The following is a 21,428-nucleotide window of genomic DNA, read 5'->3' on the forward strand; positions in this document are numbered from 1 at the left end:
AGTTAGAAACAAAATCAAAATTTATAGTGTCCTAAACTATCGTAACAAAATCCCCCTAACCCCCACTAAGGCACGATAAATGTATATAAGAAAACGTTTGTTACCATTAACTATCTTTGTAACTCATACATATACCATGAAAAACATTCCATTCCTATTTATACTATTTGTTGCGTTCTCTTTAAGCGCTCAACAAAACTACTATACCTTTCAAGGTGACACCTATGACGAGGAAAGCTTTCAAGCCAAACTAAAATCTATAGAAGAGGTTTACGGTGCGCAAGGAAGCTGGAAATACACAAAAGCCAACTTTAAAGTTCGCCATTCTCGTGTGCGACAAGACTCCATTATACAAGAGGTCGAGGTGATGCTGTCGCAATCTAATAGCGCGCCTCTAGATATTAATGTAGGAGTAAATGGATTAATTAATAAACCTCTACCCGACTTTCAGCTGCAAGATCTTACAAATGGGCTTAAGTCTAAGGAGAGTTATAATGATAAAATCACACTCATTAACTTGTGGTTTACGAGCTGCCCTCCTTGTATCGCAGAGATACCTTATCTCAATGATCTCAAGAAACAGTATGAAGATCGCGTAAATTTTGTCGCTATCACTTTTGAGCCAAAAAGTAAAATCGACGATTTTTTAACTAAGAAACCGTTTGACTTTGAGCACCTAGTAGATGGTGCCAGCTATTTAAAGCAAGATTTGAAAACCAACACATATCCTAAGCTCGTATTTATGGATCGCAATGGTACCGTACGCTTTGTAGAAAATGCGGTAATGGCTCAAGGCAGAGGTCCAGCAGCAGAGGTTACAGAAATCCTTAAGGAACATCTTGACTATCTTTTAGCAGATAACTAATGGAAAACATCGTAGAGCCAACTCCAGATTACTCCCCACTTGAGGAAAAACTCAATGTATGGACACATGGATTTGGTTTTGTAGCAAGTTTGATTGCTTTGGGTTTTTTAAGCTTTCGCGAAAGCGTATCAATCACAGCAACCGTTAGTCTCATTATTTTTGGAGTTAGCATGTCTGTGCTGTATTTTGCCTCTACGGCTTACCACAGTGCTGTAAAACCAATACGTAGAGCTAGATTAAAGATTTTTGACCACGCGGCAATCTACGTACTCATTGCAGGAACTTACACACCTTTTACACTCGTAACTTTAGAAGGAAGTACTGGATGGTGGATTTTTGGGATTGCATGGTCTATCGCTTTATTCGGTATTATTTTAAAACTTTTTTTTACAGGACGATTTGATATTCTTTCTACCATTCTTTATGTAGCAATGGGTTGGCTTATCGTTTTTGCATACAAACCATTACTAGCAAATCTTGATCCAGCTGGAGTGCAATGGCTTTTTACTGGAGGTATTTTATATACGATAGGTGCTGTACTTTACAGCATTTCTCGCATTCCTTATAACCATGCTATTTTTCATGTATTTGTCTTGGGAGGCACAGCCTCTCACTTTATTGCAGTTTACAACTACGTAGGAGTTTAAACCTTTCGAAGATTATAAAACAAAAAATGCCCCTCAATGAGGGGCATTTTTATTGCTAATAATAATAATAATAAGAATCTACAATAGCTTAGTTAAAGATATAACGTAGTCCTAATTGTGCTTGCCATCTGTTTAAAAGACTTGCATCTGTTCCAAATGTTTGCGTAAGCTCTTCGTTGAATGTGTATGTAGGTACACCGTCTGCAACGCTTACACTTACCGGCTGGATACTGTTAGGTTGCTCAACTAGTCCCCAATCAGAATTGATAAAGTTTCCTAAGTTAAGAACGTCTACACTAAACTGGATGGTGTTTTTCTTTCCTTTTACATCAAAATTAAAATCTTGTAATAAACGGAAATCTACACGGCTTCTCCATGGTGCAAGTGCTCCATAACGCTCTGCATACTGACCACGATTATCACTTAAGTAATCATCTTGCTCGATGTACTGATTAAATGCTGCTGCTTGCTCTGGAGTAGCAAAATTTTGCTGTGTTACTTCTCCAGCAGTTGGGATGTAAATAAGGTCGTTAAAGTTACTTCCGTCACCATTAACATCTCCAGCATAGGTATAGTTAAAACGTCCTCCTCTAGCCCACTCTGCAAATGTAGAAATGGTAGTAGCAAACTTGCCATCGCCATATTCAAACTTCTTTGAAGCTACAGCAATTACTCTGTGCTGATCACCATATCGTGAGTTCGATAACACTGCGTCATTTGCATTACCACGTATTGCATTTGCATTAAATGCATCACCAGTAATCTCTGCATCGATAGAGTTTACATTTTTAGAATCTAGGTAGTTATATGCTACACTTGCATAAAGTCCGTTACCAAATGATTTTTCTGCTTTTAATGTAGCGTTGATTGTACGACCATTATCAGAGTTTGTAAATACATACGCATTTGTAGGTCCTCCAAAGGCATTAGTAGAAAAATCTGAAGCTTGATAGATAGGTCTGTTATCAACTCCTTCTAACGTAGCAGATGGGTTATCTAGTGCCCAGTTTTGAACGTGTGCTGCGTTAAGATCTTTTGTGTAAGAGAAATCTCCTGTAAGTACCACTCCATTTTCTAAGCGGTAATCAACACCAATGTTAGATCTCCACACTTGTGGCCATTTGAAATCTTGATCTACCGTTTGGTAAAAGAAAAAGTCAACGCCTTGTACTTGGTTACCTAACCATACAAAAGGAAAACGACCTGTAAATATACCTGTTCCTCCACGTACTTGGAATGTCTTATCTCCTTCTACATCCCAGTTAAAACCTAATCTAGGTGAGAATAAGAATCCATTATCTGGAAGTACCGTACTGTCCAATAAGATGTCTTCTCCAGTTGATGGATCTACATAAACATTTTCTGGTTGATATGTTCCTTTACGATCAATGTTCTCTTGAATTTTATCTTCTGTGTCAAAATATAAAGGCTTATCAAGGCGTAGCCCTAGTGTAAGCGTTAAATCATCTGTTGCTTTCCATTGATCTTGTCCATAAAGAGAGAACTGCCCTACATTAGTTTCGGCAAGAGCCCAACCTTGTGGATCACCAATAGGAAGACCATTATTCTCGTTAAATTCTGCCTCTGCAGATAAGAATGTACCTTGATATTGGTTTACTAAGAAATCTTGAAAAGCGACAAGATCAGTTTCTCCCGTTGTATCATTTACATAATCTGTATCTAGTACTCCATCACCATCAAAATCCATGTCTTGATCGATTGCTACACTTCCGAATAAATCAAAACCGTATCCTGTTAAGTTAAAAGAGTTGTAGAAGCTAAATTTCTCAAATGACGTACCTAAAGTAAATGTGTGACTTCCAGAAACAATATTCAAGTTGTTTGTGATTTGGAAAACTTGTTGCTCAAGTACATTTGAAATTGAAAATGGCTCATGACCTGCTATGATATAGTTTTGTCCTCCTTTTGTAATGTTTATAGATGGACCTGGTGTAGAAAAAGGCTTTCTAAAATCATCAAAGAACGTGTAACCTACTTGTAATTTGTTTGAGATGTTACTAGCAATGTCGCTATTCCACTCAAACTGGAAAGAATCTATGTTGTTGTTAATTTCGTATCCTGCATTTTCAAACTGCAATGTAGTCTGGTTAGGTCCACGCAATGCAATAGCATTTGGGTTTGCTGGATTTTCCTTAGAAGAGCGTAGTAAGTTGTAAACAAGTGCTACACGGTTCTTATCATTCACGTTCCAATCTAATTTAAAAAGTGCTTTTGTAGAACCTGCATCAAAGTTAAACCCTTCATATCTTCCTGGCTCATAAAAAGAACCATCTGCATACTGGATACTTCCTAGCGCAGCAGAAACAGCATCAAGATCTGCTGGTAATACTCGGGACTCATTAATAGCTCCGGTATTTCTGTTAGGTGCCCATGGAGCTCCAAGATCTGATCTAGATTCCTTTTCAAAGTTTGCAAAGAAAAATAGTTTGTTTTTGATGATGGGCCCTCCTATAGAGATACCATAAGTATTCTGGCTTTGATCTGCTTTAAAAACATCATCTCCAGCAACTTTACCACCTGTAAGATCTTCATTTCTGTAAAAACCGTAAACAGTTCCTTTTACTTCATTCGATCCACTCTTAGTTACAGCATTTACAGAAGCTCCTGTAAATCCAGAAAGCGTTACATCATAAGGAGCTGTACTTACTTGAATTTGCTCAATAGCATCAAGAGAAATAGGTTGAGAACCTGTCTGTCCTCCTGGAGTCGCAGCATCAAGTCCAAATGGGTTGTTAAAAACCGCCCCATCAAGACTAAAGTTATTGTACTGATCGTTACGTCCTCCAAAAGATCCGTTACTAGAAGCACTAGGCTCTAAACGGTAAAAATCTGCTGCAGATCTAGATATTGTTGGAAGTGACTTTAATTGTCTCTCACCTACATTTGTCGCTGCACCTGTGCGTCCATCACTAAAAGTATTATTACGAGAACCCGTAATCACTACTTCTTCTAACGCATTACTATCTTCGCTCAGCGTTACTTCAACATTGTACGTTTCACCTAAGTTAAGATTTACACCTGTAAACTCTTGACTTTGGAATCCTACATAACTCATGGTGATTGTATATGGCCCACCCACACGTAGATTTAATAGACTAAAACGACCATCAAAGTCTGTAATAGCACCATACTTTGTACCTGTAGGAGTGTGTACTGCAAGTACGTTTGCTCCTGGCAAAGTCTCGCTACCTCCATTTACTACTCCCGAAATAGAGGAAGTAGTTACTTGTGCCTGCAAACTAAAAGCGCCAAGTACTACGATTAAAAAGAAAAAATTTTTGAACATAAAGTTTGAATTTGTTTCCGTAAAAATACTAGAGTAAATCAAAGAATACATTCATTTTAGTAACATTTCTTTAGCATTTTCTTAACAATTGTTCAATACTTTATTGGCTCGCTTTCGCGAAAGCGTAAAACAATCATAAAAAACATCAATAATACCTGATCATTAACATAATATCAATCCAAAATTTTCTAAAATAACTTATTTAATACACAAGCAACTCCTAACACATGAACTCTATAAAAGATGATATCTCATAAATGAATAATTATCTTTGCAGTCTATGACAAGTAATCAAAAAACGCAAAAACAAATCCTTGATAAGCTAGGGATAAAGACGCTCAATGAGATGCAAGAGGCAGCTCAACTCGCAATTCAATCTGCAAGAGAGGTGATATTACTATCTCCTACAGGTACGGGTAAGACACTCGCTTTTTTATTACCTGTAATAGAAGCGCTTGATCCAGACTTTGAAGAAGTACAATTACTTATCGTAGTTCCTTCTCGAGAACTCGCTATCCAGATAGAAAACGTGGCTCGCAATATGGGGACTGGATATAAAATACACGCGGCTTATGGAGGGCAAAGTTTTAATACAGATAGACAAGCTATAAAACATCGCCCAGCTATTTTAATAGGGACACCTGGTAGACTAGCAGACCATTTAAGAAGAGAAACTTTTTCTACAGATTATATTAAAACATTAGTTCTAGATGAATTTGACAAGTCGCTAGAAGTAGGTTTTGAAGGTGAAATGACAGAAATCATTAGTTTTTTACCAGCGCTAGAAAAGAAAGTGCTTACCTCTGCAACACAGGGAATAGATATTCCAAAGTTTGTAGGCCTTACTTCTCCAGTAGAAGTAGATTACTTGCATCAAGGAGGATCAAAACTTGAGCTAAAAGCTATTGTATCGCCAGATAAAGATAAGCTTGACATGCTTGTGAAAACATTATGTCATCTAGGCGATCAGCCTGGGATTATCTTTTGCAACTTTAAAGGAACAATCGCACGTATAAGTGAATACCTTAGTGATCGTGGTATTGCTCACGGGACTTTTTATGGTGGGATGGAGCAACGAGAGCGAGAGCTGTCGTTACTTAAATTTCGTAATGGCACGCACCAATTACTACTTGCTACAGACCTTGCGGCCCGTGGTATCGATGTGCCAGAAATAAAATTTATACTTCACTACCACTTACCTATTCACGCAGAAGAGTTTACACACCGTAATGGTCGTACTGCTCGTATGCAATCTGAAGGAACTGCATATGTATTACACTGGAAAGATGAGAAACTTCCAGAGTTTATGCCACAAATGGGTGAAGAGTTTATACATGATAAAGGTATTCCTGATGGATCACAGTGGCATACTTTAGAACTTTCTGGAGGGCGTAAGGATAAGATTTCTAAAGGTGATATTGCTGGTTTCTTTTTTAAAGAAGGAAACATAGACAGAGCACACCTAGGAACTATAGAGGTAAAAAACACACAATCATTTGTAGCTGTACATAAAAGTATCGCAGAAGAAATGATAAAGAGACTAGATAACAAGCGACTTAAAAAAGCAAAATTAAGAATACAACACGCTTAGAGAAGTCTTTGTATAACAGAAAAGGATTGTAAAAACTACGTTTTATGAGTAGTCTTTACAATCCTTTTTTAATGATAACTAATTTGGGCGATAAGAATTACTTTACATCTACAAAGCGAGCAAACCATTTATAAAGGTCTCCTCGAGTTATTACAGCACCTTCACTTATAAGTTTAAACTTATCTGCATTGCGATCTGCGCTATAATCTTTGCTTGCACTCATAAAGACAACATCATCATCCCCTAAGTTTTCTTTAAGCCATGCATAGCCTTCGGCAGTGGTGATGTCTATATCTTCCTTATTGATTTTTACAGCAATAAGTGACATATTATTTTCTCCTAGTAAGAATAAGTGCATCTGGTTAGGAGATACGTGCTCTAGGTATTGTGCTTTGGTAAGCACACCTTCCCACACAAGATCTGAGAAAACATCTATTTCCTCTTCGGCTACTTGTGGTTGTTTCTCTTTAATGGTTGCCCATTCATCACCAGTGATAGATTGCGTTGCTAGAAAATTTATAAATTCTGGCTTTAGTTCTTCTAGTTGTTCTTTTGTAAGGCGAGCGTATTTCATTGTGAATCACTTTTTCGCGTAAGCGTATTAAAAAATAAATTTCATAAAAAAGCCGTCCTTACGATGTAAGAACGGCTTTTCATATAATGTCTAATGACTTAGTTAGCCTCTGCTACTACGTCAAAAGGAAGTGTAGCTACCACATTCTTGTGGAAACGTACTTTTGCTTCATAGTTACCTAAACGTTTTACAACGTTTCCTGCGATTGAAATAAATTTCTTATCGATAGAAACACCTTCTTTTGCTAGGTATTCTGCAACGTCTGCATTGTTAATAGATCCAAAAAGCTTGTCTCCATCTCCAGTTTTTGCAGTAATCTTAACTTCAAGTCCGTTAAGTTTATCTGCTTGCTTCTGTGCATCGTCCACAAATTTTTGTTCTTTGTGAGCGCGTTGCTTAAGGTTTTCTGCAAGTACTTTCTTTGCGCTAGGCGTTGCAAGTACAGCATGACCGTTAGGAATTAGGTAATTTCTACCGTATCCGTTTTTTACTTCTACTAGATCGTCTGCAAATCCTAGATTTTCAACGTCCTTCTTTAATATAAGTTCCATCTGTTATCTAGTTTCTATTTGTATAAATCAGTTACATAAGGCATCAATGCAAGGTGACGTGCGCGTTTTACTGCTACAGACACTTTACGTTGGTACTTTAAAGAAGTTCCTGTAAGACGACGAGGTAACAATTTACCTTGCTCGTTTACAAAACCTGCTAGCCAGTCTGCATCTTTGTAATCGATATACTTGATACCAGATTTCTTAAAACGACAGTACTTCTTTGCTTTGTTAGTCTCAATGTTAAGAGGCGTAAGATATCTGATATCTCCGTCCTTCTTTCCTTTTGCTTGTTGTTGTAAAGATGCCATAACTTACGCTTTTTGCTTTTTTAGTTTTTCACGTCTTCTTTCAGCCCACGAGATCGCGTGCTTATCAAGTGTTACCGTAAGGTAACGCATCACACGTTCGTCACGGCGAAAAGCTAGTTCGTAATCATTGATAGCTTGTCCATCAACAGTAAATTCAAGTAAGTGGTAAAAACCGCTTTTCTTGTTTTGGATAGGATATGCAAGCTTTTTTAAGCCCCAATCCTCTTTACTAATCATCTTAGCGCCCTTTTCTTTAAGAAGACCTTCGTACTTCTTTACTGTTTCCTTTATCTGATCATCAGATAAAACGGGATTCAAGATGAAAACAGTTTCGTAATGGTTCATATAATATGAGTTAAATTAAAAATGAGTGCAAAAGTAACGATTTACTTTTAATATTCAAATAGCAATTTGTTTATAAATTTAAAATAAAACATACTTTTTAAATAGGTTCATTTTCATGGTGTTGCTTTCGCGAAAAGTGAATTTATAAATCCAAGCAATTACTATATAATAAGGATACATATTATAGAGCTACCAATGGAAGAATTTTTAAGATAGTTAAGTTACACTTGTAGTCTAAATGCAAGAATGTATAGCTACTATTATCTTAGAAATAGACAGCTAATCGCCAATAGTCATTTTTTTATCGATTAAGACGTTAAATTCACCAATAGCTATGAGAATAAAGGAAAAATCATTCGACCAATCACACGAATAACCGATGAAAGTCATGTTTTTGTTGGTAAATAGGTTATTTTTGTCTAATATTGATGAACTTAACCTAATTAAATAATAATCGCTGTGGAAGGAGTACTATTAGACTGCGCAGTTGTAGATGATTCAAGTTTACAACGTCTAGCTATCGTAAAGATGATTAATGATCACCCTAATTTACGATTAGTTGCCGAATATAATAACGCCATAGAAACTAAAAATGGCCTTATCGAGACTAAAGTAGACCGTCTTTTTCTCGATATAGAAATGCCTATCCTATCTGGATTTGACTTACTTGATGATCTTATCCATAAGCCACAGATTATTTTTGTAACAGGTAAAACAAAATACGCTTACAAAGCTTTCAATTATAACGCAATCGATTACTTACGTAAGCCTCTTACTAAGGATCGCTTTACAAATGCTGTTTACAAAGCCATAAGTCTACATAAACTTAAAACTGAAGGTGCTGTAGAAGATGATGACTATATCTTTGTAAAAAGTAACCTAAAGAAAAAGAAAGTGATGCTCAATGAGCTTAAATATATCACTGCTCTTGGAGATTATGTAAAATTAGTTACTGTGCATGATCCTATTGTTGTACTTGCAACGATGAAATCATTTGTAGCACAATTACCACCGGAACGTTTTATGCGTATACATAAGTCTTATATTATTAATATAGACAAGGTAGATAAATACAATAGTAGAAATATTGAGATAGACGGAGAGAAAATTCCTTTATCAAGACATAAAAAGTCAGAACTTATAGATGCATTGTCTGCATAAGAGGACGTTAGACGAAAAAATAAATGTAAAATTGAAAATCCCACTCGTTGAGTGGGATTTTTTACATCTAATATGAAGTGAAAATTTTATCTAATAACAATCCACATCTATCACAAGCCGTACACTTCTGTAAGGAGCGATTGCATTAAAACTAGTGACAACACGCTTTATAGCCTTCTTTGTTTCTAAAAGTTTCTGGCGGCGGCTTATCTTAATTAATACATTACGTCTGTACTGGTTACGTATTCTTGCTACAGAAGGTGTCTCTGGACCTAATACCGCGTCTGCTCCTAGAGTTTGACGCAATGCTTTTGCGAGCCAGATACTCGCCTCTTCTATTTTTTGATAATCTCGATGCTTTAAAGTAATACGTATCAATCTATGAAAAGGTGGATACTTAAAATTACGTCGTTCTTCTAATTGCTCCTTGTACATCTCTTCAAACTTATTTGCAGAAACCTGCTGTAGGATCTGATGGTAAGGATTATAAGTCTGCACGAGTACTTTACCTTGCTTTTCTGTTCGCCCTGCCCTACCCGACACTTGTGCAATCAACTGGTAACTACGTTCATGTGCTCTAAAATCTGGAAAATTGAGCATGCTATCTGCATTCATAATACCCACAAGAGTCACATTTCTAAAGTCTAAACCTTTAGTTAGCATTTGCGTACCTACAAGAATATCTATTTGCTCTTGCTCAAAGACAGTAATGAGCTTTTCAAATCCATACTTACCTCTAGTAGTATCAGAATCCATTCTTGCAATAGATTTATCTGGATATAGCTCTTTGAGTTCTAATTCTATTTGCTCTGTACCAAAACCCTTAGTAGTAAGCTCTGCGCTTCCACAAGCCATACATTTCTGTTGTAAAGCGATATTATAACCACAATAATGACAACGTAGCTGTGACCTGTATTTATGATAAGTAAGACTTACATCACAATTAGGGCATTGTGGCGCGTGACCACAAGTAGTACATTCTAGTATAGGTGAGAAACCTCTACGGTTTTGAAAGAGAATTACCTGCTCCCCTAGTGCTAGTGCATCTGTAATTGCGCGTATTAAGGTGTCAGAAAAGTGACCCGTCATCTCACGCTTTTTGCTTTTCTCCTTAATATCTACAAGATTAATCTCAGGCATTAAAATACCTCCATGTCTTTGTTTTAAAGACACATAACCATATTTCCCTTGCTGTGCGTTGTATACTGTTTCTATAGATGGCGTTGCAGACCCAAGTAATACTTTTGCTTTAAACATTGCTCCTAGCACAATAGCAGCATCACGAGCATGATATCTAGGCGCAGGGTCGTATTGCTTAAAACTACTTTCATGCTCCTCATCTACTACTATAAATTTTAAGTCTCTAAAGGGTAATAAAAGTGCACTACGTGCCCCTATAATAATTTGAGCTTTATCTAGCTTTTTCAATACATTATTCCACACCTCTACTCGCTCGTTTACGGAGTATTTGGAGTGAAAAATCGCTACGCGCTCACCAAAGTAGGTTTGCAACCTGGTTATCAACTGCGTAGTAAGTGCTATTTCTGGAAGTAAATACAGTATTTGATTACCAGAATCAAGCATCTCTTCTATGAGCTGCACATATATTTCTGTCTTTCCCGATGCAGTTACTCCATGCAACAGGGCGACATCTTTTGTTTCAAAATGACTTTTTATTTCATCATAAGCCGTTTGCTGATATTCGTTGAGAACCTTTGTTTCAAAAACTTCGCCGTCAAAACCTACACGGTCCTGTCGTTTTTGATAGGTTTGAAAAACACCTTTATCCACAAGCGCCTTGAGCTGACTAGCAGTAGCGCTAGATGCTTTTTGTAAGTCCTGAGATGATATTGGTTTATTTGTTTTCGCTTTAAGCGAGAAAAATGTGAGCACCATCTCTCGTTGTTTTGGAGCTCGTGACAATTCCTCTAGTACAGTTGTAAGTCCCTCCTCGCCTTCGTATGCTGGGGCAATAGTGATAAATTTTACAAGCTTAGGTACATATTGCTCATAAATCTCTTCTTGCATCTCGATCAAACCTTGATCAATTAAACGCTGTATAGAAGGAAGAATTTTTTTCTTGTCTAGAATATCCATCACCTCATGAACCTTTAATTCTGAACGATGCTGTAATGCTTCATATATGAGAAACTCATCATCCTTAAGCGATGTCTCATCTATATCAAAGCCATCTTCCTTAAGTCTTATCACAGTCTCGCTTTCCAGTAAGAAAGCCTTAGGGAGTGCAGCGCGCATGACCTCTCCTTCGGTACACATATAGTAATCTGCAATCCAACTCCAGAATTTGAGCTGCTCTTCAGTGACTATCGCGTCCTCATCTAGAATTTGCTGTATTTCCTTGGCTTCATAAATTGTAGGCGCCACCTGGTGCTTGTTTTTTACAATAGAAGCATATACTTTCTTTTTTCCAAAAGGAACAGCAACCCGCATCCCTTTTTGAATATAGTTAAACTCTGCCTCAGAGACGAAGTACGTAAACGTATTCTCTACAGGGATAGGAAGTATAACATCAATAAAATAAGGCATAGCAAATTATGATAAGAAAGTATGAATATACAAAGTTACAGAAGCAGATCAAACGTAGGAGCTTATCGTCAATAAAAAGACCATTAATGTTTGACATACGCTTTCGCGAAAGCGTAAAAAAAGCCGCTCCCAAAAGAAACGGCTTTCTATATTAAACAGCAACATCATTAACGTCTTACCCACTGTTGCGTTCTAAACAAGAATGCTATATAACCACGAACGTTTAAGACATTTTTATCATCCTCGTCAATCCACAGTTTAGCTTTATACTCCTTCCCTTTCTCTGGATCAAAAATAGTTCCTCCCTCATATTCGTCATCATCTTTTTCAAGATTCTTAATGATATCAAGACCTATGAGTGGTTTATCATAATCTTCACCTTTACAGTAAATACAAGTCTTGTCACGATTTGCTGGATTTAATATATCTATAATCTTACCAAACACTTTACCATCCTTTTTATAGATTTCTATGATAGACATTGCCTCACCAGTCTCATCATCTATAGTTTTCCATTGGCCAAAAATAGTTCCTTGTTGCGCTTGTATGCTCACTGCAAAAAATAGCAGCATAAGTAGGGTTATGTGTTTTTTCATAGTATTCAAGTTTTAAAATTCTAAAATTAATTTGATTTACAGAGAGATTATAATGCATAAAAAATGGCGAATCACAAGTGATCGCCATTTTTAATATGATTTTGATTATTAGTTTTTACCTAACATCGCATCTTTAAGATCATCATCTGCTGGGTCGTTACCTAACCAGATTCCGAAAAGAGCTTTCTTAAAATCAAGACCTGCAATAGATCCTAATTCTTTTCCGTTTTTGTAAACTACAGTTCCTTTTCCTTTGATATAAGCGATATCAAAAACGTTTGTTTTTACAATTTTATCGCTGAAAAAACCTTTGAACTGCTCAATCTTCGCATCTAGCGAACTTGTGTTTCCATTCATTGAAGCATCAAAACCATCATCTACAGCTCCTATCATTTTCTTACTAGAAACCATTCCAGAAACGATGTCTAATTTAAGCGCCATAGTCTCGTCTGCATTGATAATAGCTGCTGCATCACTCTTTTTTGACACTAGATATAATCCTCCAGCATAAAGGTCAAATACTACCTTCTCTCTCATACCAGCACCATTAAGGATAAGTTCTGTACCTCCCATTGTTACTGAGTTAGGTAAGGTTGCATCTCCTACTACTGTTTGTGCCTGGCTAACTGTAAGACTACATACGGCTACTAAAGCTAATAAATACTTTTTCATAATTTGTGTGTGTGTGTGTGTGTTATTTAATTTGTACTAGGGTTTTTGTGTAAAATCCGTAATTTTTGAAGGGTTGCATTAAGCTCATAACCCAGTAAAATCAAGTTCGAATTTAACCAAATATAAAGCATCATTATTAATAATGCACCAATAGAGCCATACAACTCATTATATGTGCCAAAATTATCAATATAAATACCAAATAGGTAGGTAGTTATCATAAATAATATTGTTGTCATTAATGCTCCTGGTGAAAAGAAACGGCTTTTACGCCCTTCTTTGGTTCCGAAATAATATAGCGTAGCAATTACCGAATAAATCATAATGATTAAAAACAGGTTCTTACCTATACTTAATAGCGCGATATCCATATCGTTACTCATAAAGTCACGCTCCCTCAATGAATTAAGTAATAATTCAAAATAAATCACTACTGATATAGTAGTAACCAACAACAATGCCAGAATAATAGAAGTACCTAAAGCAACCGCATATTGCCTAAAGAAATTACGACTTATCTCATTATAATGAGAACCCTCAAAACCACTAAAAATAGCATTGACACCGTTTGCCGTTAAAAACAAGGCTAGCAAACCAGCAAAGGAAGCAAGACCTGCTCTCTCATTCTGTGAGATATCGATTATGATAGGTTTAAAGAAATCTAAGGATTGCGCAGGTATGAGCTCATAAATAAAGGCCATGAACTTGATATCAAAATTCTCAATAGGAACATATGGCACTAGATTGAGTAAAAATAACAAAGCTGGAAAAATGGCCATAAAAAAACTATAAGCAATAGAACTTGCGCGGGATCCCAGAGCTCCCTGGATAATCCCATTAAAATAAGCGCGTAGCAAGTAAAGAAGCGTCATTCCCTCAAACCCAGGAATTACGACACTATCCAAGATACTCACAAGCCAACAAAAAGGCTTGAATCTCATTAAACGTTGCTCTATCGTCTTATCTGATGCCATTAAACTGCTTTCAGACTAAGATCTAAGTTATAGACAGAGTGTGTGAGCGCTCCACTAGAAATATAATCTACACCACAAAGAGCGTACTCACGTATCGTCTCTTCATTAATACCACCAGAAGATTCTGTAAGGCATTTATCGCCTATTAATGCTACTGCTGTGCGAGTATCCTCATAATTAAAATTATCTATAAGAATGCGATATACATGCTCGTGATTTTCAAGTATTTCTTTAATCTCATCCAGACTTCTAGCTTCGACTATAATTTTGAGATCTCGCTGCTCTTCCTTAAGGTAATCCACTGTTTTGAGAATCGCTTTTGTAACACCACCCGCAAAATCAATATGATTATCTTTAAGCATAATCATATCATACAGTGCAAAACGGTGATTCTCACCACCACCTATTTTAACAGCCCATTTCTCTAGCGCTCTTATTCCTGGTGTGGTCTTTCTTGTGTCTAGAATTTTAGTATCTGTTCCTTCTAAAAGGTTCACAAAGAACTTTGTCTTTGTCGCAATAGCACTCATACGCTGCATAGCATTAAGCACTAAGCGTTCTGCTTTGAGAATGCTTTGGCTTGAACCAGATACATAAAATGCAATATCACCATATTTTACAGCGTCTCCATCCTTTAATACGTCCTCTACTTCTAATGAAGGATCTACGTGTGCAAATACCGCTTTCGCGAAAGCGCAACCCGCAAGGACACCCTCATCCTTTACAAGTAGTTTTGCTTTTCCAGTGGCGGTGGCTGGTATACAAGCCAGTGAGCTATGGTCTCCATCACCTAAATCCTCTCTAATAGCATTTGCAATTATACCTTCTATCTCAATCTGAAATTGTGCTTCTGAAATCATATTTATATTGTTCCTTTGATGTAAAAATAAGCAAAAGGTAAAGCTTCTTACTTCTGTATGGTAGTTTTGTATTTTTGCCACATGAATATTAAACTTCTCTGCGTAGGCAAGACCGATAATAAACAGTTGCAAGCACTGATAGACACGTATAGCAAACGGCTCAATTTTTATGTGAAATACTCCATAGAAATTCTCCCGGATATTAAAAATGTCAAAAATCTTAGTGAGCAAGAACAGAAAAACAAGGAAGGCGACCTTATTTTATCTAAAATAGGCCCTTATGATCACCTCTTGCTATTTGATGAAAATGGAAAAACGTTTACAAGCGTAGGCTTTTCAAAATTTCTACAAAAGAAAATGAATAGTGGTATTAAGACCCTAGTCTTTGTTATAGGTGGTCCTTATGGATTTTCTCAAGAGGTTTATGCAAAAGCACAAGGAAAAGTATCCTTATCATCCATGACCTTTTCTCACCAGATGGTTAGACTCTTTATTACCGAGCAAATTTATAGAGGTTATACTATATTAAAAGGGGAACCATATCATCATCAATAAGGATAATTTCTAAAATAAAAATGAGCTTACAATTACCTTGAGTTAATAACGTTAAAAATTAAACGGGTTTAACCTATATTTATGAGCATAAGTAGCTATATAATTACCGCTACGTGTTATTTTTGTATGCTCAATACGACTACAATTACATGGGATCACAATCAGGTACAAAAAAGAAAAACAGGCTGCAATTATTGCACCAGTACTACGTGTACACTGGTTTTTATACTTTTTTAAAGGATGCTCTTAAAAAAGCACTCCCTCCTATCTTATTTGTTGTGGCAGCTATAGTTCTTATTCACTATTTTGTAATAGACCTTAATACTGCACTTCAATATGTAATAGACAACTATTCAAATCTACTTGTCCTTACCTTATTTTTTGTTTCAGAATCTATACTTGGTATAATACCTCCAGAGCTTTTTATTGCATGGAGTGATAAGACGAGTAATCCTATTTTATACCTATCTCTTATTGCACTATTATCATATGCTGGTGGAGCAGTTTCGTATTTTACAGGAAGAGCAGCTTTAAAAATTCCATCCGTTCATAATTACCTAGAGGTAAAAATGGAGAAGCACTTAAAAAATGCTCGTAAATGGGGAGGCTTTTTAATTCTTGTAGGAGCTTTACTCCCGCTTCCTTTTGCTGTAGCAAGTCTTGCTGCAGGTATGATTCGTTTTGAGTTTAAGTATTGGGCATTATTTGGTCTTGCTCGTTTTGTAAGATATGCAATATACGGAGCAGCAATTTTTAGCCTTGTATCCTAATGAAACTAGTTTTTGCAACACACAATCACAATAAACTTCGCGAAGTTCAAGCATTAGTGCCTGATCATATTACCCTCCTATCTTTAACAGACATAGGATGCACAGAAGAAATCATTGAGGATGCAGATACCATCGAAGGTAACGCACTTCTTAAAGTAAATCATGTGCTAACTAACTATGGGTACGATTGTTTTGCAGATGATACTGGTCTTGAGGTAGATGCGCTTGATGGTGCACCAGGAGTATATTCAGCAAGGTATGCTGGTGAGCAAAAAGATAACTCGGATAATATGAATAAGCTCTTAATTAATCTCGCTACTAAGCAAGACCGTGGAGCACAGTTTAAAACAGTTATCGCTTTCGCGAAAGCAAATAAAACAGAAACCTTTACAGGTATATGCAGAGGTGAAATCACCAAAGAGCGTCATGGTGATGGCGGTTTTGGGTACGATCCTATTTTCAAACCCGAAGGTTACGATGCAACATTTGCACAAATGGCTCCATCTTTAAAAGGAAAAATAAGCCACAGAGGCCTTGCTGTATCTGCATTTCTTGAATTTCTACATAACCAGGAATAAGTTTTTTAAACCCAAATGCTTTCATTATAGTTTTATTGAGTACTTTTGCACCTTGAAAAACCTCAGGGTGAGGTATTGCCAGATTTTTTGGCACGTGTTGATCGAAGCAATTGGTTTATAAGTCGTTGCGCTTCCTATACACGCTAACACTTATAAATACTATTGTCTTATGACATTTGATGAACTAGGCCTAAATGCGCCTTTACTCCAGGCTATTGCCGATATGGGATTTGAAACCCCATCAAAAATCCAAGAAGAAGCTATCCCACAACTACTCGCCGAAGACCGCGATATGGTTGCTCTTGCACAAACAGGAACAGGAAAAACAGCTGCCTTTGGATTTCCATTATTACAAAATATAGATGAAAATAGTAAGACTACTCAAGGTCTTATTATAGCTCCTACTCGCGAACTATGTCTCCAGATTACAAATGAGATGAAACTGTACTCAAAGCACATGAAAGGTGTGCGTGTTGTTGCAGTTTATGGAGGAGCAAATATACAAGAACAAGCTCGTGAGATTTCTCGCGGAGCACAAATTGTAGTAGCTACACCAGGACGTATGCAAGATATGATGCGCCGTCGCATGGTAGATATTACAAAATTGAGCTACTGTGTACTTGATGAAGCAGATGAGATGCTTAACATGGGGTTCTATGAGGATATTACAAACATCCTAGCAGATACACCAGAAGATAAGCTTACATGGCTCTTTAGTGCGACAATGCCTAGAGAAGTTGCACGTATAGCAAAGGAGTTTATGGTAAACCCGTTAGAAATAACGGTAGGACATAAAAACGAAGGAGCAAAGAACGTATCTCATGAGTACTTTGTAGTACACACAAGAGATCGTTACCAAGCACTTAAAAGACTTTCTGACGCAAATCCAGATATCTTTGCGGTTATCTTTTGTCGCACAAAACGTGATACTCAAAAAGTTGCCGAGCAACTTATTGAAGATGGATACAACGCAGGAGCACTTCACGGAGATTTAAGTCAGAACCAGCGTGACCTGGTAATGAAGAGCTTTAGAAATCGCCAGATACAAATGCTTGTTGCAACAGATGTTGCTGCTCGTGGTATTGACGTAGATGATATTACTCACGTAGTAAACTATCAATTACCTGACGAGATAGAAACCTACACACACCGTTCTGGTCGTACTGGTCGTGCTGGTAAAACAGGTACTTCTCTGGTAATTGTTACTAAAAGTGAAATGCGTAAGATCAAACAACTTGAGAAAATCTTAGGTAAGAAGTTTGAACAAAAAACCATTCCAGACGGAAAGGAAATCACGCAAGTACAGTTATTTCACCTTGCAAATAGCATTAACACAACAGAGATTAATAACGAGATTGATGCTTACCTTCCAGAAATAGAAGAAGTATTAAAAGACAACACGAAAGAAGAGCTTATCAAAAAAGTATTTTCTGTAGAGTTCACACGTTTCTTTAATTACTACAAGAAGTCCAAAGATCTTAATCAAAATGCAGTTGGAGCAGCTAAGGAGCAATCTGGTGACTCTACTCGTTACTTTATAAATGTAGGTAGCAAAGATGATTTTGACTGGATGAAACTTAAAGACTTCTTAAAGGAAGAATTAGGATTAGGTCAAGATGGCGTATACCGTGTAGACTGTAAAGATGCTTTTTCATTCTTTAATACAGATACTGAGCACAAAGATAGAATTTTATCTCACTTTGAAAACTTTGAGCTAGATGGTCGTCGTGTAAGCGTTGAGGAAACTCAAGGTGGCGGTGGTCGCAGTGGTGGCGGAGGTCGTAGCGGTGGCGGAGATCGTCGTCGTAGTGGCGGAGGTCGCAGCGGTGGTGGTGATCGTCGTAGAGGTGGTGATGATGGATTTAGATCTAGTGGTCGCAGCGGTGGCGGAGATCGTCGTCGTAGTGGCGGAGGATCTTCAGATAGAAAACGTAGCGATCGTAAATCAAGCTATGGAGATGACCAAGGAGGTCGCTCTAGAAGTAGATCAGAAAGACCAGCAAGGTCGGAGAGATCAGAACGTAGTTCATCTCCACGCACGCCAGATAACAGGTCTGAAGGAAACAAGAGCCCATTTTCTGGCAAAAGACGTCGCAGAAGCTAGTCTAACGCACGTTAAATGTTAGAATTATTGTAAATAAATAGATTTGGTATGATTTTCCCAATGGAATGCATAAATTGCCTTAGCATATGAAGAAGATCATACTAAACCTACTTATATTCTCTGCCGTTGCAGTAGGATATTCACAAGAAATAGATACTATATCAGACCCAACTGAAGCTCAAGAAAAGCTAGAGGATGGATTTATTGATGGAAAAGTATTAAGCAGTAGTACAGATATTACTTTACAGAATGTAAATATCCTCAACCTCTCAAATTTTAAAGGAGCAACTACTGATAAATATGGTAGATTCGAGATTAAGGCTGCAGTAAATGACACCTTATACTTCTCTTACCTTGGATACAAATCTCTTAAAGTACGCGTGAGCGGTGACTGGATTAAATACGGAGACGTAAAAATCCAAATGACAGAGATAGGTATTGCACTTGAAGAAGTTGTGGTTCAAGAAATTGAGCTTACTGGATATCTAGAAATTGATGCAAAGAGAGTTCCTATTTACAGCAATCAGCGATACAGTATATCTGGTCTAAATTCTGGTTACGAGGTAGGAAAAAGTCAGCCAGGAGCTATATCTAGAGTATTGAGCTCTATTTTCAATCCTGCAGATTTTCTTTATAATATTTTTAGCAGAAAGAAAGGCCAACTTCGTAAGCTTAGGCAAATGAAGGAAGATGATAAAGTACGTAATCTCCTAGAGCGTAAATTTGACCGTGAGACACTAAGTGCATTACTTCAAATAGATCGTGTTGATATAGATGCAATACTCAAAAATTGTAGCTACTCAGATAATTTTATCATGAGCGCAAATGATCTTCAAATTCTCGATGCAATAAGTGAATGTTATGAAGAGTACAGAGTACTTCAAAGAAAAGATTAATTATCTATTAAACAGATAAACAAAAAGCCCGCTAGATTTAGCGGGCTTTCGGTTTTATGTACTATTTTAAATAGTACGCTTTCGCGAAAATATGATTTTTATAATGCAGCTATAATATCTTCTGGATCTGCTCTAAGTTTATAATCTTCTGACAGAAAATGATAAGAAACCTCTCCGTTTTGGTCTATAATATACGTGGCAGCGATAGGAAGTTCATTTGCATTATTACCTTGACTCTCTAAAAGATCAATGCCAAATTTCCCATATAATTCCGCAAGTGCCTCTGGAAGTTTAAAAACTAAATTGAGTGATCTTGCTAATTCGTTATTTTTACTAGTAAGGACTTCAAAATCTAGCTGATTTTTCTCCTTAGTTGATAAAGAATTATCTGGTGTCTCTGGAGTAATAGCAATAAGTGTTGCGCCTTTATCCTTAATTTGAGGTAACACCTCTTGAAAAGCTTTAAGTTCTAAGTTACAATAAGGACACCATCCACCTCTATAAAAGGTAATCACTACCTTACCTTTTTGTAATTGCTCACTTAGCGTGATAGTTTTTCCTTGAGCATTTGGCAATGTAAAGTCTGGAAATTTATCTCTTGTCTTTACAGCATGCTTCAATATATCTGTAGCTTCAAGATCTTCAATAGCTTTTCTCATGATGTCTTGAGCAGCGCCAGGATGACGTTTTATACTGTTATCTGCAAGTTCTTTTAGTGATGCGGTAAGTTTCATAATTTGAATTTTTCAATTTACATCTTGGTCTTTAAAAGTGCATCAACTTTACACTTATTGACAGCTTATATTTTAAGAAATCAAATTTTCGCGAAAGCGTACTTCTACCCTCTTTCTTCTAGAAATCTTTGCTCAATTCCTTCCACATCTTTAATCATCTTACGTGTCCACTCAAGTTTTTTATCAAAAAGCTCTTGCTCCGTAAATTGCCAAGAATTACTTGATTGCTTGAGCTTAGTCATAATATGCTGTAAGGTTATTGCCGCAGAAACTGAGATATTGAGACTCTCTGTAAAACCCACCATAGGTATATAAATAAAATCGTCTGCCATGTCAAGCACCGTATCACTTAATCCCTCTGTCTCACGACCAAAAAATATAGCTGCCTTTTCTGTAATATCAAAATCCTCTAATCGATGAGCATCTTTATGAGGTGAAGTGGCAACAATCTTATATCCTTGCTTTCTTAGGTTCTCAATACAATGTTTTGCACTGCTATGGCGCTGCACATCTACCCATTTTTGAGCACCCATTGCAATCTCACGATCTATTCTCTTAACATTAACCTCTTCTATAACGTGTAGTTCTTGAACCCCAAAAGACTCACAGCTACGTATTACAGCGCTGGTGTTATGCAATTGATACACATCCTCCACCGCAACAGTAAAATGATTTGTACGCTCTTTAAGCACCCTATCAAATAATTGAACGCGTCTTTCTGTAAGAAATGATTGTAAATATACTAGCAGCTCTTGATCCATGATTGTTGTTTACAGGCCAAAGATACTGT

Annotated in this window: 21 protein-coding genes; 9 read left to right on the forward strand and 12 right to left on the reverse strand. The window is 36.9% G+C overall.

Annotated elements, in window-relative coordinates:
* Positions 1-136: 136 nt before the first annotated feature.
* Together DCS32_RS14265 and trhA are read left to right on the forward strand one after the other, a co-directional pair.
* Positions 137-865, forward strand: coding sequence for a TlpA family protein disulfide reductase (locus DCS32_RS14265; RefSeq protein ID WP_162533669.1), 729 nt, complete (start codon positions 137-139; stop codon positions 863-865).
* Positions 865-1,512 (forward strand): PAQR family membrane homeostasis protein TrhA, encoded by a 648-nt coding sequence (gene trhA / locus DCS32_RS14270; RefSeq protein ID WP_108878897.1) that lies wholly within the window; start codon positions 865-867, stop codon positions 1,510-1,512. Before DCS32_RS14265 ends, trhA begins: the two co-directional genes overlap by 1 nt.
* 88 nt (positions 1,513-1,600) lie before the next feature.
* Here the strand turns inward: trhA and DCS32_RS14275 are convergent, their stop codons facing one another.
* Entirely contained in the window at positions 1,601-4,819 is a 3,219-nt protein-coding gene (locus DCS32_RS14275; RefSeq protein ID WP_108879303.1) for a TonB-dependent receptor, read from the reverse strand.
* Between the two features lie 280 nt (positions 4,820-5,099).
* Here DCS32_RS14275 and DCS32_RS14280 point away from each other — a divergent pair, with 280 nt between their 5' ends.
* Entirely contained in the window at positions 5,100-6,410 is a 1,311-nt protein-coding gene (locus tag DCS32_RS14280) for a DEAD/DEAH box helicase (RefSeq protein WP_108878898.1), read from the forward strand.
* 97 nt (positions 6,411-6,507) lie between these two features.
* Here DCS32_RS14280 and DCS32_RS14285 read toward each other — a convergent pair whose 3' ends face one another.
* The 4 genes from DCS32_RS14285 to rpsF all read right to left on the reverse strand — a co-directional run bounded on the left by DCS32_RS14285 (position 6,508) and on the right by rpsF (position 8,191).
* On the reverse strand, positions 6,508-6,984 hold the full coding sequence (locus DCS32_RS14285; RefSeq protein WP_108878899.1) for a DUF6495 family protein: 477 nt from the start codon (positions 6,982-6,984) through the stop codon (positions 6,508-6,510).
* 98 nt (positions 6,985-7,082) lie between these two features.
* Positions 7,083-7,535, reverse strand: a complete 453-nt coding sequence (rplI, locus tag DCS32_RS14290; protein WP_013752086.1) for a 50S ribosomal protein L9 — start codon at positions 7,533-7,535, stop codon at positions 7,083-7,085.
* A 14-nt stretch (positions 7,536-7,549) separates the two neighbouring features.
* Positions 7,550-7,846, reverse strand: coding sequence for a 30S ribosomal protein S18 (gene rpsR / locus DCS32_RS14295; protein WP_108878900.1), 297 nt, complete (start codon positions 7,844-7,846; stop codon positions 7,550-7,552).
* A gap of 3 nt (positions 7,847-7,849) precedes the next feature.
* Positions 7,850-8,191 (reverse strand): 30S ribosomal protein S6, encoded by a 342-nt coding sequence (rpsF, locus tag DCS32_RS14300; RefSeq protein WP_013752084.1) that lies wholly within the window; start codon positions 8,189-8,191, stop codon positions 7,850-7,852.
* Between the two features lie 459 nt (positions 8,192-8,650).
* Here rpsF and DCS32_RS14305 point away from each other — a divergent pair, with 459 nt between their 5' ends.
* Positions 8,651-9,352 (forward strand): LytR/AlgR family response regulator transcription factor, encoded by a 702-nt coding sequence (locus tag DCS32_RS14305; protein WP_108878901.1) that lies wholly within the window; start codon positions 8,651-8,653, stop codon positions 9,350-9,352.
* A gap of 90 nt (positions 9,353-9,442) precedes the next feature.
* Here DCS32_RS14305 and priA read toward each other — a convergent pair whose 3' ends face one another.
* The 5 genes from priA to nadC form a co-directional block, all read right to left on the reverse strand.
* On the reverse strand, positions 9,443-11,899 hold the full coding sequence (gene priA, locus DCS32_RS14310; protein ID WP_108878902.1) for a primosomal protein N': 2,457 nt from the start codon (positions 11,897-11,899) through the stop codon (positions 9,443-9,445).
* Between the two features lie 167 nt (positions 11,900-12,066).
* The gene (locus tag DCS32_RS14315; RefSeq protein WP_108878903.1) at positions 12,067-12,495 is read right to left on the reverse strand and encodes a DUF2147 domain-containing protein; all 429 of its coding nucleotides are present in this window, start codon (positions 12,493-12,495) and stop codon (positions 12,067-12,069) included.
* A gap of 108 nt (positions 12,496-12,603) precedes the next feature.
* The gene (locus DCS32_RS14320) at positions 12,604-13,167 is read right to left on the reverse strand and encodes a chalcone isomerase family protein (protein ID WP_108878904.1); all 564 of its coding nucleotides are present in this window, start codon (positions 13,165-13,167) and stop codon (positions 12,604-12,606) included.
* 26 nt (positions 13,168-13,193) lie between these two features.
* The gene (locus DCS32_RS14325) at positions 13,194-14,141 is read right to left on the reverse strand and encodes a YihY/virulence factor BrkB family protein (protein WP_013752079.1); all 948 of its coding nucleotides are present in this window, start codon (positions 14,139-14,141) and stop codon (positions 13,194-13,196) included.
* Complete coding sequence (gene nadC, locus DCS32_RS14330; protein WP_108878905.1) at positions 14,141-15,001, reverse strand: carboxylating nicotinate-nucleotide diphosphorylase; 861 nt, start codon at positions 14,999-15,001, stop codon at positions 14,141-14,143. The genes DCS32_RS14325 and nadC overlap by 1 nt, the downstream gene beginning before the upstream one ends.
* Before the next feature lie 81 nt (positions 15,002-15,082).
* On the opposite strand from nadC, the gene rlmH reads away from it, so the two are divergent.
* The 5 genes from rlmH (at position 15,083) to DCS32_RS14355 (ending at position 19,904) form a co-directional block, all read left to right on the forward strand.
* Positions 15,083-15,556 carry a 23S rRNA (pseudouridine(1915)-N(3))-methyltransferase RlmH gene (gene rlmH / locus DCS32_RS14335; protein WP_108879304.1) on the forward strand — a complete coding sequence of 158 codons (474 nt, stop codon included), beginning with the start codon at positions 15,083-15,085 and terminating at the stop codon, positions 15,554-15,556.
* A gap of 149 nt (positions 15,557-15,705) precedes the next feature.
* Complete coding sequence (locus tag DCS32_RS14340) at positions 15,706-16,326, forward strand: YqaA family protein (RefSeq protein ID WP_108878906.1); 621 nt, start codon at positions 15,706-15,708, stop codon at positions 16,324-16,326.
* A complete protein-coding gene (locus tag DCS32_RS14345) occupies positions 16,326-16,904 on the forward strand; it encodes a non-canonical purine NTP diphosphatase (RefSeq protein ID WP_108878907.1) in 579 nt (192 codons plus the stop codon). Before DCS32_RS14340 ends, DCS32_RS14345 begins: the two co-directional genes overlap by 1 nt.
* 169 nt (positions 16,905-17,073) lie before the next feature.
* A complete protein-coding gene (locus DCS32_RS14350; RefSeq protein WP_108878908.1) occupies positions 17,074-19,008 on the forward strand; it encodes a DEAD/DEAH box helicase in 1,935 nt (644 codons plus the stop codon).
* Between the two features lie 86 nt (positions 19,009-19,094).
* Positions 19,095-19,904 carry a carboxypeptidase-like regulatory domain-containing protein gene (locus DCS32_RS14355; RefSeq protein WP_108878909.1) on the forward strand — a complete coding sequence of 270 codons (810 nt, stop codon included), beginning with the start codon at positions 19,095-19,097 and terminating at the stop codon, positions 19,902-19,904.
* 98 nt (positions 19,905-20,002) lie between these two features.
* On the opposite strand, the gene DCS32_RS14360 is transcribed toward DCS32_RS14355, so the two are convergent.
* Both DCS32_RS14360 and DCS32_RS14365 read right to left on the reverse strand, forming a co-directional pair.
* Positions 20,003-20,638: a peroxiredoxin-like family protein gene (locus DCS32_RS14360; RefSeq protein ID WP_108878910.1), complete on the reverse strand. Its 636-nt coding sequence runs from the start codon at positions 20,636-20,638 to the stop codon at positions 20,003-20,005.
* Positions 20,639-20,742: 104 nt separating this feature from the next.
* Positions 20,743-21,399, reverse strand: a complete 657-nt coding sequence (locus DCS32_RS14365) for a TrmH family RNA methyltransferase (RefSeq protein ID WP_108878911.1) — start codon at positions 21,397-21,399, stop codon at positions 20,743-20,745.
* Between the last annotated feature and the right edge of the window lie 29 nt (positions 21,400-21,428).

This window comes from Dokdonia sp. Dokd-P16 (genome assembly GCF_003095655.1).
In the GTDB taxonomy this organism is placed as follows: domain Bacteria; phylum Bacteroidota; class Bacteroidia; order Flavobacteriales; family Flavobacteriaceae; genus Dokdonia.

Excerpts from the sequence above, each read along its gene's own strand:
- DCS32_RS14265 (WP_162533669.1), top strand. The coding sequence starts at position 137 with ATGAAAAACATTCCATTCCTATTTATACTATTTGTTGCGTTCTCTTTA.
- trhA (WP_108878897.1), top strand. The coding sequence starts at position 865 with ATGGAAAACATCGTAGAGCCAACTCCAGATTACTCCCCACTTGAGGAA.
- DCS32_RS14275 (WP_108879303.1), bottom strand. The coding sequence starts at position 4,819 with ATGTTCAAAAATTTTTTCTTTTTAATCGTAGTACTTGGCGCTTTTAGT.
- DCS32_RS14280 (WP_108878898.1), top strand. The coding sequence starts at position 5,100 with ATGACAAGTAATCAAAAAACGCAAAAACAAATCCTTGATAAGCTAGGG.
- DCS32_RS14285 (WP_108878899.1), bottom strand. The coding sequence starts at position 6,984 with ATGAAATACGCTCGCCTTACAAAAGAACAACTAGAAGAACTAAAGCCA.
- rplI (WP_013752086.1), bottom strand. The coding sequence starts at position 7,535 with ATGGAACTTATATTAAAGAAGGACGTTGAAAATCTAGGATTTGCAGAC.
- rpsR (WP_108878900.1), bottom strand. The coding sequence starts at position 7,846 with ATGGCATCTTTACAACAACAAGCAAAAGGAAAGAAGGACGGAGATATC.
- rpsF (WP_013752084.1), bottom strand. The coding sequence starts at position 8,191 with ATGAACCATTACGAAACTGTTTTCATCTTGAATCCCGTTTTATCTGAT.
- priA (WP_108878902.1), bottom strand. The coding sequence starts at position 11,899 with ATGCCTTATTTTATTGATGTTATACTTCCTATCCCTGTAGAGAATACG.
- DCS32_RS14315 (WP_108878903.1), bottom strand. The coding sequence starts at position 12,495 with ATGAAAAAACACATAACCCTACTTATGCTGCTATTTTTTGCAGTGAGC.
- DCS32_RS14320 (WP_108878904.1), bottom strand. The coding sequence starts at position 13,167 with ATGAAAAAGTATTTATTAGCTTTAGTAGCCGTATGTAGTCTTACAGTT.
- DCS32_RS14325 (WP_013752079.1), bottom strand. The coding sequence starts at position 14,141 with ATGGCATCAGATAAGACGATAGAGCAACGTTTAATGAGATTCAAGCCT.
- nadC (WP_108878905.1), bottom strand. The coding sequence starts at position 15,001 with ATGATTTCAGAAGCACAATTTCAGATTGAGATAGAAGGTATAATTGCA.
- rlmH (WP_108879304.1), top strand. The coding sequence starts at position 15,083 with ATGAATATTAAACTTCTCTGCGTAGGCAAGACCGATAATAAACAGTTG.
- DCS32_RS14340 (WP_108878906.1), top strand. The coding sequence starts at position 15,706 with ATGGGATCACAATCAGGTACAAAAAAGAAAAACAGGCTGCAATTATTG.
- DCS32_RS14345 (WP_108878907.1), top strand. The coding sequence starts at position 16,326 with ATGAAACTAGTTTTTGCAACACACAATCACAATAAACTTCGCGAAGTT.
- DCS32_RS14350 (WP_108878908.1), top strand. The coding sequence starts at position 17,074 with ATGACATTTGATGAACTAGGCCTAAATGCGCCTTTACTCCAGGCTATT.
- DCS32_RS14355 (WP_108878909.1), top strand. The coding sequence starts at position 19,095 with ATGAAGAAGATCATACTAAACCTACTTATATTCTCTGCCGTTGCAGTA.
- DCS32_RS14360 (WP_108878910.1), bottom strand. The coding sequence starts at position 20,638 with ATGAAACTTACCGCATCACTAAAAGAACTTGCAGATAACAGTATAAAA.
- DCS32_RS14365 (WP_108878911.1), bottom strand. The coding sequence starts at position 21,399 with ATGGATCAAGAGCTGCTAGTATATTTACAATCATTTCTTACAGAAAGA.